11 protein-coding genes are annotated in these 14351 nt (G+C 46.7%); 5 read left to right on the top strand and 6 right to left on the bottom strand.

Going from position 1 to position 14351, the window contains the following annotated elements; all coding sequences use genetic code 11:
• The first annotated feature begins 632 nt into the window (after window positions 1-632).
• A complete protein-coding gene (locus HMPREF9439_RS08265; protein WP_244862418.1) occupies window positions 633-2993 on the top strand; it encodes an autotransporter outer membrane beta-barrel domain-containing protein in 2361 nt (786 codons plus the stop codon).
• 50 nt (window positions 2994-3043) lie between these two features.
• On the opposite strand, the gene HMPREF9439_RS08260 is transcribed toward HMPREF9439_RS08265, so the two are convergent.
• The gene (locus HMPREF9439_RS08260) at window positions 3044-4144 is read right to left on the bottom strand and encodes an adenosine deaminase family protein (RefSeq protein ID WP_008864507.1); all 1101 of its coding nucleotides are present in this window, start codon (window positions 4142-4144) and stop codon (window positions 3044-3046) included.
• 207 nt (window positions 4145-4351) lie between these two features.
• Here HMPREF9439_RS08260 and dcuC (HMPREF9439_RS08255) point away from each other — a divergent pair, with 207 nt between their 5' ends.
• Window positions 4352-5722, top strand: coding sequence for a C4-dicarboxylate transporter DcuC (gene dcuC / locus HMPREF9439_RS08255; protein WP_008811814.1), 1371 nt, complete (start codon window positions 4352-4354; stop codon window positions 5720-5722).
• A 57-nt stretch (window positions 5723-5779) separates the two neighbouring features.
• Complete coding sequence (locus HMPREF9439_RS08250; RefSeq protein ID WP_008811815.1) at window positions 5780-6250, top strand: YbaK/EbsC family protein; 471 nt, start codon at window positions 5780-5782, stop codon at window positions 6248-6250.
• On the opposite strand, the gene HMPREF9439_RS08245 is transcribed toward HMPREF9439_RS08250, so the two are convergent.
• Together HMPREF9439_RS08245 and HMPREF9439_RS08240 are read right to left on the bottom strand one after the other, a co-directional pair.
• The gene (locus tag HMPREF9439_RS08245; protein ID WP_008811816.1) at window positions 6247-7473 is read right to left on the bottom strand and encodes a YihY family inner membrane protein; all 1227 of its coding nucleotides are present in this window, start codon (window positions 7471-7473) and stop codon (window positions 6247-6249) included. The two genes, HMPREF9439_RS08250 and HMPREF9439_RS08245, sit on opposite strands and share 4 nt — an antisense overlap.
• A gap of 9 nt (window positions 7474-7482) precedes the next feature.
• Window positions 7483-8883: an L-serine ammonia-lyase gene (locus HMPREF9439_RS08240; protein WP_008811817.1), complete on the bottom strand. Its 1401-nt coding sequence runs from the start codon at window positions 8881-8883 to the stop codon at window positions 7483-7485.
• A 130-nt stretch (window positions 8884-9013) separates the two neighbouring features.
• Between HMPREF9439_RS08240 and HMPREF9439_RS08235 the strand changes: the two genes are divergently transcribed.
• Entirely contained in the window at window positions 9014-9358 is a 345-nt protein-coding gene (locus HMPREF9439_RS08235; RefSeq protein ID WP_008864505.1) for a hypothetical protein, read from the top strand.
• Here the strand turns inward: HMPREF9439_RS08235 and HMPREF9439_RS08230 are convergent.
• Window positions 9349-10533: a multidrug effflux MFS transporter gene (locus HMPREF9439_RS08230; RefSeq protein WP_008864504.1), complete on the bottom strand. Its 1185-nt coding sequence runs from the start codon at window positions 10531-10533 to the stop codon at window positions 9349-9351. The genes HMPREF9439_RS08235 and HMPREF9439_RS08230 overlap by 10 nt on opposite strands.
• 256 nt (window positions 10534-10789) lie before the next feature.
• Window positions 10790-12064 carry a C4-dicarboxylate transporter DcuC gene (gene dcuC, locus HMPREF9439_RS08225; RefSeq protein WP_008811821.1) on the bottom strand — a complete coding sequence of 425 codons (1275 nt, stop codon included), beginning with the start codon at window positions 12062-12064 and terminating at the stop codon, window positions 10790-10792.
• 196 nt (window positions 12065-12260) lie between these two features.
• Between dcuC (HMPREF9439_RS08225) and HMPREF9439_RS08220 the strand changes: the two genes are divergently transcribed.
• Window positions 12261-13922, top strand: a complete 1662-nt coding sequence (locus HMPREF9439_RS08220; RefSeq protein WP_008864503.1) for a DNA recombination protein RmuC — start codon at window positions 12261-12263, stop codon at window positions 13920-13922.
• A gap of 88 nt (window positions 13923-14010) precedes the next feature.
• Here HMPREF9439_RS08220 and HMPREF9439_RS08215 read toward each other — a convergent pair whose 3' ends face one another.
• Window positions 14011-14337 carry a hypothetical protein gene (locus HMPREF9439_RS08215; RefSeq protein WP_008811823.1) on the bottom strand — a complete coding sequence of 109 codons (327 nt, stop codon included), beginning with the start codon at window positions 14335-14337 and terminating at the stop codon, window positions 14011-14013.
• Window positions 14338-14351 lie beyond the last annotated feature (14 nt).

Raw genomic sequence — 14351 nt, 5'->3', positions numbered from 1 at the left:
CTTTTACTCCACTGAAATAAAAGGATTTTTTTGATTGTTAAACTTCTAGTGCTCTAGTTTCGCAATTTTTCAGTTCCATTAAAAACATTTAAAATCAAATAGATAATATTAAAAAATAGATTCCTCTAGGTTAGAAATCCAAAAATTGACTTATCTATAGAAGGCTTACAAAGAAAAACATTTTTCACAATCTGTCTTATTTGTCATTTTTGTTGACTTTTATTCAAGAAGATAGTTAAAAAATTGTACGTACAAAACTGATATAAGTTTAGCTTGCTTCATTTTTCCGCGCTTTTTCGTCTTAAAGACACCCCTATAATTCGCCGCTCTTGAATGCTTCTTTCGGCTCACCTTTTGTCTGTGGTGAGAACTAAAGAATGTAAGAAATAACGAAAAAGGATCTCATGAAGCACCCAAGAAAGATAATAAAAGCGCAAACCGCAAACGCCGTACTTCTTTCATTATTCACGGCTTTTTCTCCGTCCCAAGTTTTTGGTTCAAGCTTTGCATCAACCGATGCAAACGAATATTTATTTAAGGAGTATGTTCCTAATCATAAGCGGATTCATTCTGCCCCGATAGAGCATGTATTGAGAAAAGAACTTGAGGATTTTGTTGGCAAAGGAGACTACGTGTTCTTTTCCCAAGAAACTGAAATAACTTGGAATGTTTGGACCGAAGGCAACATCCTCGGCAATTCTGTCGCAACTCACGGTAAAAATTTAATTTTCAAAGCGGACAAGGGCAGTTTTGTTCTCACACCTGAGTCTGTTTCAGTAAAAGGTTTTGGTTCAGCAGTCCAGGTTGGATATCAAGACAGCGTCCATATTTCGGCGGGAGAGAAGATTATCCTCAATAAACCGCAGCCCGGGGTTCTGGATGGCCACAAAGATCCGTACTCAATTACGTTGGGAGAGGGGGCTTCCGCCTTTCTGGAGGCCAAAGAAATCATCCTCTACGGCTCAATCGGGTGGATGGGCGCTGGAAGCAAAGCTGAGCTGAAAGCTTCAGAAAGTGTTCAGATTTTGACTGAAAAGGAGAAACACTCAGGTCTTTTTCCTTTATGGATCTTTGATGGCGCTCTGATCATTGATGCTCCAACCGTAATGATCAATCGCGATATTCTTGTTTCTAACTTGGACGAAGGTTACGAAACTTACGTTCATATCGGTCTTGATGAGAGGAAAGAATTAAAAACAAGAGACGTTCTATTCGGCGGAGAAATAACAGTCCGCGCTCAAAGTACACTCAAAGCAAAGTCATCCGATTCAATGATTTTTGATAAGGCTTTGCTGATAGACGGAAGCGGAAAAGTTGAAATTGAAAGCCGGAATATCGCCTTAAAAAAATTGAATTTTCAACAGACTGGCGGGTCTGCGTCTTTTACTGTTCTCCCCGAAGGAAGCCTAAAATTTGCTGATGCAGTCTCGGTTATTAATGGTGCGAGGCTGGATATTACTTTAGGCGAGAGAAGTGTCTTAAACGGTGCTGTCTTTACGGATTTTCAAGAGGGAAAGGGAGGTTCATATATTTCTTTGGGCGCCGGCAGCATTTGGCAAAACGCGATGCATTCCAACGTCACAGAGCTGACCGTATCGGAAGGTGCGGTTATAGAAGTTGGAAGCGACAAAGGCCTTCGTCCTCTGGAAATTCAGAGCCTCAAGGGAACGGGGGCGGCGTTCTATCTTCCGGGAGGAAGGGCTGGAAGTATCCGTCAGAGTGGAGACGCAGAGGGCGTTCACTCTGTTTATCTAGGAACCAGCGGTGCGAGCCTTACGGAGACGAAGTTAGTCCATCATGTTTTTAGTTTTGATGACGCTCTGCCCAGTGCTAACAGGTCCGAATTTGTTTTGGGCAATGGCGGCTTGGTAGAAGCCGGACCCTTTCAATATAAGCTGGATATCCAGCCGGTTGAGTATGAAGATCAAAGAGTTTGGTTAATTACTTCCGAAAAAGAAGAAAAACCCATTTTTCCTGTCTTTCCTCCGAATGATTCGACTGTACCTCCGCTCGATCCGGGTGAAACTCCTTCGATTCCGGCGCCCGCTCCCGAAGTACCTGAAGTCGGCTTGTCTCGTTCGGGTAAAACCGTGCTTTCTGTTGTTGGTTCGGGTGCCGCTGTCGTTCAATACCTCAGTTCGCTGGCAGACCTTCAGGAAAGAACGGGTGAGTTAAGAAGAGGCGCATCTGACGGAGCTTATGTTTTAGGCAGATACGAGAAGGGACGTTTTGCTTCCTATTCATCCGTTGGCAGCAGACTGAGATATTCGACCGTTTCTTTTGGTACCGATAAAAAAATCGATCAGAATTGGATTATCGGCGCCCAACTTGGCATGACTGACGGGAACATTAGGGTCGAGGGAGACGCGGGGAAGACAGACATTCATTCTTTTGGCGGTAAGGCCTATCTGACGTGGTTTAAGGAGGATGCCTACGTTGATACAGTGCTGACCTTTAATCGCCACAAGCAGAAAATGCGAGCCAACTTAATGGAAGGAACCACTGCGCACGCTGCCTATCATAACTTTGGATTTGGCATCTCTTCTGAAGGCGGAATTCGATTCAATTTTTTGGAGAATGCAAATGGTTCGGTGTGGTTTATCGAGCCTCAGGCGCAACTCTCCTACTATAGATTGCTTGGAGAAGACTTTTCTTTTTCGCATGGTATGAAAGTTAAGGTTAATTCCTCCGACAGTCTGAATATGAGGGTCGGGTTGGCGGCAGGTCGTGCCTTTAACAGCCCTGACGGTCAGAGGACAGGCAGCTTATTTGTCAAAGCCGGAGTCAACCATGATTTCCTAGGCAAAACTAAGATTCGTATGAACGAATTTGATTTTAAAACCCGCTCGTTAGGCACTCGGTTTTATTTCGGGGTTGGAGGAGAGTATGCTTTCGGGAACCAATGGAAAGCGTTTGCTCAGATCGGCGGAGAACATGGCAATCGCCTGAATGTGGATTTTTCCTGTAAGGCAGGCATCAAGTACACTTTCTAAAAAGAAAACCCGAGCCACAAGTTCGGCTCGGGTGGTCAGAAAAATACTTTTTAATTCACCGGCGGCAGATCAACGGATAGGCGATCAAATTCTTTAAGCCATTCTTTTTTCCAAATGGCTTTTTGTTCGTCTGTTACCCACGCTGCTTCAATGCTGTTTTCAAGCATTTTGCGCAGCTGCGGTAACGTGAAATCCAGCCAATTATGCATCAGAAGCCATGACTCTGAAATAGAAATATGATGCATCGTCGGGTCATCACTATTGGGAAACACTTTGAGTCCCAGTTCAACCATTTTGCGAACCGGATGCTTGATCGCCCACTCTTCATCCGACAATGTTCTTAAGTAGTAAGAATTTGTCGGGACGACGGCAAAGTGCATGTCGGAAGCTTTTGCTTCCTTGATGAGCTCCGGATTGTCGATAATCGTGTAGCCGTGGTCAATTCGATCGGCTCCAAGAAGTTTCATGGCGGTCTCAACGTTTCTCCAATGCTCACCGAATTCTCCGGCATGAATGGTGATTTTGAAACCTGCCTCTTTGGCCATCTTGAAAGCTTTCCAGAAGTTTTCCGGTTCGTGATTGGTTTCTCGATAATCGATTCCGAGTCCGATCGTGTAATCATCAGGATGTTTAGTCATTTCTTCAACGAGTTCAACGGCCGCTTCCGGAGTGTCCTCGCGGTCGATGGAAGGAATAGAACGAGCCGTGACACCATAACGCTGCATGCCTTGTCTGATACCTTCGTTAATAGCTTGGCGGGCTTCATCATAGGTCATGAAATGTTTTAAGCCCGTCCAGTTCCAGTAGAACTCAATATATTTAACACCCTGACTCGCTACTCTTTGGATATGTTTCAGCGTAATTCGAGTTAAAAAAGAGGGCTTGGAAAGGACTTTCCTCTCCAAGCACCTGAAAATTCTTAAAACACCGACCGGCTTATCACCTCTCGTATAGAAATTGTTGATCTCTTCTTGGCTGACATCCGCCCCGGATTCAGCGACAAGCTCTTCAAAAGTTTCCTTACTGGTAGTACCTAATAAATGGCAATGCAATTCGAGCTTGGGGAAAGTTTTGAAAAAGTTAAGCCATTCTTCGGGAAGCTGCTTTGAGAAAGGAGAATCCGGAACAAAGCCGGGATTATCAGAACGCATATGGCCCCTCTTTTTTGGATTTGAGTCTCGTTAAATATACAACTGAATGCTTCCAAAGCTTATGGATAAGTATCAGTTCGTTACAAAGAATGAATTAATAAGGCAAAACCCTAGTTCTAAAAATCAAAAGTCTCTCATAAAGAAAGGGATCGTTAAAATTTGATCATATTTTAAAAACGAAATCACCGCATCCCACGGAGAGTTCAAATGGTCGACAGCATCCTTGCCGTTATCGTTCTCATCCTTGCAGGCTGGGCAATCGCAAAAAACTACGACGCTAAAGTTGTTTTGTTTATTGCAGCCCTTGTTCTTCTTTACTCGGGACTTCTTTTAGGACACAACGTTCTAGGAGCAAAAGCAAGTACCGGCTTATCTTGGGTGGACCCCTTCAAGGTTATTAAAGATCAGTTCGTGCGTCAGTACGGTAATGCGGGCTTAATCATCTTGACGCTCTTCGGGTTCGCGGCCTATATGTCGCATATAGGGGCAAACGATATGGTCATCAAGGTGCTGACCAAGCCTCTTTCCTATGTTCGCAAACCGATTATCCTGATCCCCATGGTTTTCTGGGTCGGAACCTGCCTTCAGATTATTATCCCTAGCGCCGCCTCTCTTGCGGTCATCTTAATGGCGACGCTGTTCCCGGTTCTTCGAGCTGCCGGAATGTCGACATTAACGGCTGCGGCACTGATTGCGACCACGGCAACCATTGTTCCGACCCCGCTGGGCGGTGACAATGTGGTCGCGGCCCGGGTTCTAGGCTTTGATAATGTCGTTGACTATGTCGCGTTTCATTTGGCCCCGATAACCATACCCGCTCTGTTTGTCATGGGTATTGTTCATTATTTTTGGCAGACTTATTTGGATAAGAAAGACGCAGGAATGTTAAAAGAGCTGGATAAAGAAGCTTTTATCGAAGCCGAACGCCCTGAGAAAAACACGCCGACTTGGTACTTTATTTTCCCGATCCTTCCCTTGGTTTTAGTGATTTTCTTCTGGGTGTTCTTTAGAAAAGCTAAAGTCGGTCTGGTTGAAATTACGTTGTTCTCACTGATATTGGCTTTTGCCTGCGAGTTGATCAGAAAACGCAATATCAAAGCCGGCATGAAAGATCTGGGTATCTTCTTCAAAGGAATGGGAGACGGCTTCTCGAAGGTAGTCGTCCTAATCGTTGCGGCTTCTTCCATGGTGTTCGGTCTTCGTGTCATGGGTTTGATCGATGCGATTTCGAATTCCATTTCCAATTTTGAAAATGCCAAAGTTGGCCTGATGCTGGCTTTCTCCGGTATTACGGGGTTGATCACATTTATCAGCGGCTCAGGCAATGCTGTGTTCTACAGTTTCATTGAGCTGATTCCTCAGATTGCGCAAAAAGCCGGTATTGACCCAATCATGGTTGCACTTCCGATGCAGTGCATGTCGAATTTGTTCCGCTCTATGTCTCCTGTCGCAGCGGTCATCATTATTGTTTCGGCTTCTGTGAAGGTAAATCCTCTGGTTCTCGTCAAGCGCACGTGGGTTCCTCTGATGAGCGGCGTTGTAGTGGTATTAGCGCTTTCATTCTTCAAGTACATGTGATAAAAAACGGTGCGTATAAGAAACTGTCTGCACTGACTTAAGTAAGGTTTGCAGAAATTGTCATTAGAAAAAGCGAAAAAGCATTTGGAGAAATTCGGCCTCTCGGATCGAATTCGAATTGCAAAGGAATCAACAGCAACTGTGGCGCTTGCAGCCAAAGCATTTGACTGTGAAGAAAAGAAGATTGCTAAGACTTTGTCGTTCATGCTTCCAAGCGGACCGATTCTAGTGTTAGCAGTCGGTGACGCGCGAATCGATAACGCGAAGTTCAAACATACTTTTGCAGCCAAAGCTAAAATGATCAAGCCGGAGGAATGTGAACAAATCATCGGACATGCGCCCGGAGGCGTATGTCCTTTCGGAATCAATGAAGATGTGAAGGTTTATTTGGACGAATCTCTTAAAAGTATGGATTCCGTACTTCCGGCATGCGGGACTTCCGATACCGGCATTGAACTGACGATTCCTGAATTGGAAAAATCTTCCTGCTGCACAGGCTGGGTCGATATAACTAAAACGCTTGATTAATTCAAAACTTCTCTCATCGGAGTTTGAAGCCACTGATCGTTCAGACCTTCTTTAACCCAGCGTCTCTCAGCTGTATCTCCCTGCAGCAGCGAGTTGCTCATGTCCATTGAGAATTCCTCAAAACATTCTTCAAGCGTCTTGCTGTGTGCGTCTGCAAGAAGTGCCCAGCTACTGGTCGCATCTGAACCGATTTTAACGACATAATTGGTCTGAATCAGTCTGGAGAGCAGCGCATCGACAGCTTCCGGATAACTTCCAATCTTATCGGCAAGTTCGATGTTGGTCATTTGAGGATTGCCGGACTCCTTAGCTAACATAAGGATTCGAAGGAGGGCAACCGCTGAGAGCAGCTCGTCTCCGCTCTTATCGAAATCCTTATAGCGTTTGGCGCGCAGCATCGGCAGCGTTGCTGTAATAGCCGCACCGGCCAGAACAAACATCCAGTTTATGTACATCCATGTCAGCATAACCGGAATCGCGGCAAAGGCACCGTATATCGTCGTGTAGGAACCGCGCATGACATAGATGCCGAAGCCCCATCGGAAGACCGTAAAAACTAAGGCAATCAGAATCCCCCCGACGAGTGCGTCTCTCCAAAGAACCCGGCAGTTTGGAACGTATTTATATAGTGCAGCAAGGATAATAGATTGAAAAATTAATTGGCCGATCGGAATGAGCCACTGGGCGTAGACAGATAAGTGTCCCGACATCGCCATTCCGGTTAGGTAGGAAGAGGCTGCAAGACTGATGCCGATAGCAACGGGCCCAAGCGTGAGGAGAGCCCAGTACATCAGCACTCTCTGCCATAAACTTCTAAGTTTGAGAACTTCATAAGTCGAGTTTAAAGCTGAATCGATAGTTGCAATACAAAGCAGTGCGGATACCATCAAACCGATTAAACCGAAGGCAGTTAAACCGGCAGCTTGAGTGGCAAACTGCTTGATGTAGCCTAAGATCTGATCACTGTATTGTTCAGGCAGCAGGGTTGAAAAAATAAACTGCTCAAAGGCTTCGCGATAAGGAGCGAACAGCGGAAAGGCAGAAAAAGCCGCCATGATGACAGCTAAAGCAGGAACAATGGAAAGAAGAGTCGTTAGCGTCAGCGAGGATGCGACCTGTTTCAAAGAGGCTTTGTCGATACGTTCCATCACGAACATACCAAAATTCCACATTCTTTCTAAATTGGCATGTTTGGTGACAAACGCCGGGACTCTACGACTCATATTTTTCCTTTAGCACTCGACGACGCAGACGGCTAAGCCGCCGAGACTGGTTTCCTTATATTTATTTGCCATGTCCTTGCCGGTCTGCATCATGGTTTCGATTACCTGATCCAGACTGACATAATGGGAGCCGTCTCCCATCATGGCCAAACGGACGGAGTTGACCGCTTTGACAGCGGCAATACCGTTGCGTTCGATGCAAGGAATTTGTACCTGTCCTCTGACGGGATCACAGGTTAGGCCCAAATGGTGTTCCATACCGATTTCGGCGGCGTTTTCAATTTGTTCATTGGTCGCTCCGAGTGCTGCGGCTAATCCGGCCGCTGCCATAGAACAAGCCACGCCGACTTCGCCCTGACAGCCGACTTCTGCTCCGGAAATAGATGCGTTCTTTTTGTAGAGCGCACCGATGGCGCCGGCGACTAAAAGGAACGTGCGAATACCTTCTTTATTTGCCTGCGGGATGAACTGGCGATAATAGTTAATGACGGCGGGAATGACGCCGGCTGCTCCGTTCGTTGGAGCAGTAACAACTCGGCCGCCCGCTGCATTTTCTTCACTCACGGCAAAAGCGTAAGCATTGATCCAGTCAATCACTTGAAGGGGATCGTCAGCGACTTTCAACGGGCTGTTGAGGAGCTTTTCGTAAAGTTCGTTGGCACGGCGTTTTACCTTCAGAGGGCCGGGCAAACATCCTTTAGCGTTCAACCCGCGGTCGATACACATGCTCATTACAGACCAAATATGATCTAAGGTATCGTCGATCACTTCATGGCTGCGGATGACTTCTTCATTGGCCCGAATCACGGCTTCCATACTCAGTCCGTTTTTACGGCATTGTTTCATGAGTTCATTGGCCGTGGAGAAAGGATAGGGCAGTGCTTTTTTATCTTCTTCCGTCGCAGGGAGGGCGCGGGGCTCCTGTTTGAGCTTGGCTTCTTCTTCCGTTTCGATAAAGCCGCCTCCGACAGAATAATATTTTCGAGAAAAGAGCTCGCTGCCTTTGGCATCAAAGGCCGAAATGATCAGCGTGTTGGTATGGTAGGAATCCAGGACAGAAGGTTCAAAAGTGAGGTCTTTGCTGTAGGTGAAAGAAATCGGCTTGCAGCTGTCGAGAAGCAAACGATTTTTGTCTTTGATGTCTTTGATCCAGTCGGGAATTGAGTCAACGTCGATTACGGAAGGACTTTTACCCATTAAGCCAAGCAGAACTGCACTGTCAGTGGCGTGTCCGATACCTGTTGCAGCCAGCGACCCCATTAGTTTTACTTTGATTCCTTCAACTTCGGGGAAGAGATGCTGACTTCTCAGGAGGGAAATAAAGTTGCGCCCTGCACGCATCGGCCCCACGGTATGGGAAGATGAGGGACCGATACCGATACGGTACATGTCAAAAACAGAAATGTTCATATAGCCTTCGAGAGTATTTCTAAATATTGCACGATGGATAACCGAGCGGAATACAAAACTGCCTCAAATCGGTTATTCTTTTGGTGCATGCATTCTAAAGTTTTTAGCTCTCGGAAGGAACTGATTTTTCATGGAAATCAAAGCGTTGTTAGTAGCTTCTGTCTTAGCTGGTCAGTTCGGTTTGTGTTATGCCTCTTCGGACGGAGATCTCATTGAAGGCATTATTCCGGAGCCGGACAGTATTTCAGTGACGTCCGTGGTTATAGAGCCCTTCCATCCTGACTTTGAAAAGCACTCCGCCGGTTTAACTGCCGGTAAGACTCCGGTTTGCCTGAAGATCACAAGAGTTCGAGAGGCCGACGGCTTGTCTTGGGTAACGCAGACAACCGTCAACTCCCTTTTCACAGAAGAGGCTTGCCGGAGAGCGTCAACAGAGACGCCTAGCGGCCGAGAGCATTTGTTCCATCAGGACTGATGAGTGCGATTAGTCGGAGTGCCGTGGGTTTCAGTGGTGAAAAACTGCAGCAAAAGCACTCCTAAGCCGAGCGCGACCACGCACACGGCAAAAGACGTCACTTGAATATTTCCTAAACTCACGATCGGAGAAACAATCCCTCCGAGCAAAAAACCGATACTTCCGATGATGGCCGAAGCCGCTCCGGCATATTTGCGCCCCAAATTCATGGCAGTGGCTGTAGCGCCGGTAAATATAAAGCCTAGGCAAAAAACCATTAGAAGAACGGAGCCTTCATAGGTGTAAAGATCTTTGGTCGTTAATCCGAAGACTAAACCTAAAACTGCGGCAATCAAACTTCCCGCCGTTCCGAAGTACGTGGCTTTAGCCGTTGTGGAAAAACGGACGGCAAGAAAAGCGCCGGCACCGATGGCAATGGCATTGAGGGCGAAGAGAAGCGAAAAATGGAACTGGGAGAGTCCGAATTCGTTCTGCAAAATAAAAGGCGTAGAGGAGATATAGGCGAAAAGGGCTCCCATACTTAATCCGAACACAGTTGTGAAAGCGGCAAAATTCGGTACTTTGCACACCAAAATAAAACCTTCAAACGAACGAAGGAAAGAGCCTTGTTCACGAGCATCTTTAGGAAGCGTTTCTTTAACCGGAATCACCATTGCTGTAATGACAACACCGATTCCTAAAAGTATGTAAAAAATACCACGCCATCCAATAAGATTTGCTACGGATCCTCCTATCACAGGGGCAGCTACCGGTGCGATTCCGTTTACTGCACCGACAATGGCAATGATCTTGGCAAGTTCTTTACCTGAATATAAATCCGTTGGGGCAGAGCGCGAGTAAACAATAGCGCCGGCGCCCCCTAAACCTTGAAGAAGACGCGCGATGTTGAAAGTATCGATGTTTTGGGATAAGCAGCAAAAAAGGGTGCTGACGATGTAAAGGAGAAGGGAAAAATATAAGACCGGTTTGCGGCCGTATTTATCGCTTAAGGGGCCGAATATAACTTGACCGAAAGCGAGTCCGACCATGCAGAAGGTCAGACCTAATTGGACCGAAGAAACCGAAGCAGAGAATACTTTTGTCATTTCCGGCATTGCCGGAAGGTACATATCTATGACAAACGGACCGAAGGCCGAGAGCATTCCTAAGACAATAATTAGGTAAACAGAATACATGCAAATTTTCAATGAAAGTCAGGCTGAAAGTTTAAGAGCTTTAGCTCTCTACTTGCCTTTTTCTCTTTCAACTCGAGCTCAAAGGTAAAAATATTTCTCTTTACTTGAAGATAAAAATGTGAGCAATTCATGAGTGAATTCGATTGATTGGTGGTCTTTTTTACATAGCTCAAACGAAAGTTGATAAATAAGTCGAGAATGTATATACAGAAACACCTCGCGATTTGCGAGGTGCTTCGAGAGATCAAAGAAGTCCTTAGACGATGGTCAGGGCCAAAACGACGACACCGACAATCAAAGGAATCGCCGTGCGTTTTACCAATTGGATCGGGGGTACCATAGCCAAACCGGAAAGCACAATGACAACACCGGCAATGGGGGACATCGTACGGCCCATCTGGCCTGAGATAAGGGCCATTGCGCCGAGGTTTGGAATCGGCATACCAAAAGAGGCGGCATGCGGGGTGACTGCTTCATTGAAGGCAAAAGTTGCTGCATCGCCGGAACCGGTAATGGCTGCCATGATGAACGGACCGAAAGACCCGCCCCAGCGGGCGATCTCGTTGGAGCTCTTTAAAACTTCGACGAAGGCATCGATTAACCCGGTGGCTTTTAAACCTGCGGCAAAAACACCGGCTGTGATGATGATACCCATGACGGAGCCGTAGCCTTCGCCCATACCTTTGAAGAAGTCCTTGGTGAACTGCTGAGGATTCACCCAAGAAACAATCAATGCGAAAATGGCACCGATGACCATGGCCTGGGCCACGCCCATCTTTATGACCGGAACGTAAGAGTTACCGAGCAGAAGAATGACGAGAGGGACCAAAGGTGCAATGGCTTTGAGCGGATTGATGCGTTCAATGCCGCCGCTGTGGTCTGCTGAGGTGTAGTAGTCTTCAAGTTCTTTAGCAGTTGGTTTGTTGTCTCTGAGAATCAGACAGACGATTGTCAGGCCGACAGCCCCGATTAAGACCATTGCTATGGAGTAGGGTGTGTGCAGGCTGATGAGGTCCATCATGTCCATATTGGCAATTTTGGCAACAACACTGTTGTGGCTTGTTCCCGGAGAAATGTTGGAGCCGAAAGTGCCCATCAGGACAGCGGCGCCGGCAGCGGCCGGACGGATGCCTGCGCGGATCATCACTGGGATGAAGGTTGCACCCACGGCAGCGGCACAGCCGGATGCAGACGGAATGGCAACGTTGATGAAGCTTGTGATGATGGTGGTGGCGGGGATTAGAAGAATGCCCAGTTTATTGAGGGGGGCGGCTAAGAATTTGACTAAATTTTTATCGCATCCTGTGGTCGTTACTACATAGGCAAAACCCATGGACGAGCAGATCGCCATGATGAGCGAAGCGTTTGCCATGCTTTTAGCAAATTGATCAAGCGCTGCCATCGGTTTCATGGCAATGCAGCAGAGGAAAAGGCCGGCGGTAAACAGCACCAAGCGTGTTTCATAACGCTTAATCAGGCAGTAAACCGTGACCAGGATTACGGCAATCGCAATCCAGGCGGTTAGAGTCATAAAAATACCTTTTGAGATAAATAAAGAAGGCCGCAAGGCCGCTTAAGGTCGTCATTATAAGTGTTACTGCTTACTCGTTGTTACTTAATACTTTCGGAGGCGCATTGCTGCTGACGAATTTTCTGTCTGACAGGCAAAACCGCTCAGAAAAAGATTGGTTTATTCTGTTCCTTTTTGAATAAACACTAAAAATAAAATGAACGATTGGCTGACTAGAGTCTCTGCCGCCAGCGGTATCCCTTCCGAAATTTTTATCCTTGGCTTCATGGCATTTTTTCTGCTGATTTTCTTAGCGATTGGCATTATTTACTGTCTGATCAGATTAAGAAGCATCAGTGCCAATACGCTTCAGACGATTGCACAAGCTCGTATGGCTTGGCGCGAAGATTTAGGTGCCGCGGTGACTCAGAGTAAAGATCTGATTGCTGATCGGATGAAGCCGAATTTCATCGAGACGGAACGCACGCTGGAACGCTCCTTTCAGGAGGTTTCGGCCGGAATCCGAAGCGAAACCTTTGCAAGTCTCAAAGCTGTGCAGGACACGCTTAACCAGTCTCTGACCCGCAATGATGAACAGATCAGTTCCGTGAACAAGCGATTTGAGGAGCTTTCCAAAAACATTCGAGAAGAGATCGCTGAAAGCGGGAAAGTGGTTCAAAGCACATTGAATCAATCTCTGATTCGTAATGACGAGCAGATTAAGAGTCTCAATGGGCGTTTTGAAGAACTCTCTAAGACACTTCGCGGAGAAATTTTTGCAAATTTGAAAGCTGTTCAAGATACGCTGAATCAGTCGCTCACCCGTAATGACGAACAGATTCGCGGCGTAAACCAGCGCTTCGAGACGCTGTCTTCGACGTTAAATACTTCGCTTAATGAACTGCGCAAACAGATCGATGACGATTTGAAGGCACTCAATAAAGATAATGAGGCTAAGTTAGAGAAGATTCGAGAGACCGTGGAGGAAAAGCTTCAAAACACGCTGACAAGCAAAGTCGGAGAAAGCTTCTCGCAGGTGACGCAGCAGTTAAACCGTGTTTATGAAGGCTTAGGTCAAATGAAAGAGCTCGCCGAAGAAGTCGGCGGCCTTAAGCGCGTCTTCGTCAACGTCAAGAGCAGAGGCATGCTCGGTGAAGTCCAACTTGAAGCGCTGCTGAAAGAATATTTCACGGAAAGCCAGTACGTTAAAAATGTTCATCCGGTTCCGTCAAAGCCGAAGATGGTGGTTGAATTCGCCGTCAAACTTCCGGGCCTAAACGGAAGAACCTGCTTGCTGCCGATTGATGCGAAGTTCCCGGTTGAGGACTATCAGAGGCTATTGCAAGCGGCAGACGAAGGCGACCGAGAAGGTGTTGCTGAAGCTCGTTCGAAATTAAGAACGCGTTTTAGAAACGAAGGGAAATCCATTGCCGAGTACATCAATGTGCCGGAGACCACAGATTTTGCCATTATGTTTATTCCGTCCGAAGGTCTTTATGCAGAGGCTTTGGCGCTCGAAGGTTTAACCAACGAGCTCTTCACTTCTTACCGTGTTTACATCATGGGTCCGTCAACGCTGGCGAGTGCTCTTTGCGCTTACCGAGCCGGCTTCCAGACGCTTGCTATTGAAAAGAAGAGCTCTGAAATCAGAAAGATCTTGTCTTCTGTGCAGACAGAGTTTGCAAAGTACGGCGAAGTCCTCAACAAACTTAAGTCTCAGGTTGAAACGGTGGCTAAAACCGTGGATATCGTCCAAACCAAGACGAGAAAAATGAATCTTCAGCTGGAAGTTGCTTCCGAGAGCGATAAGGAAGAGGATCAGCCGATGTCGCTGCCGTCTCCGGTTTCTAATCAGAGCTCACTCACATCAGAGCAGTAGAAAGCTAACTGAAAAGCCCGAATTGCATTCGGGCGCTAGAAATGAAAAGAGCCGGAAAATTTCCGGCTCAACTTCTTTAGAAAACCTCTTAGGCCTTCATTGTCTTTTCAGCGACAAAGGCAGCCAGTTCGCGTGCAGCGTCTCTGGCTCTTTCAGGCGCTGCGTCAAAGATCTCAGCCATCAGACGTTCGCTGACGTACTCAGGATTGAAATCCAGATGCAGGTCATTGCCGTGCATTTCACATTTTGTGAAGGCACCGTCCGGGGAGCACTGAGAGGCAATTTCAGCGACTTTGCCTTTAGCAAGCATTGCAATCACAGGATTCTTGAAAGATAACTCAACGTGGTTGGCAGAGATATTCTTTAAGTTCAAGAAATCACGTGCTTTGTAGAGCTGTTCAATAGGGAGGGCCATTTTTTTCCTTTCTA

This window comes from Parasutterella excrementihominis YIT 11859, assembly GCF_000205025.1.
GTDB lineage: Bacteria > Pseudomonadota > Gammaproteobacteria > Burkholderiales > Burkholderiaceae_F > Parasutterella > Parasutterella excrementihominis.
This window is presented reverse-complemented; position numbering and strand designations above follow the sequence as displayed.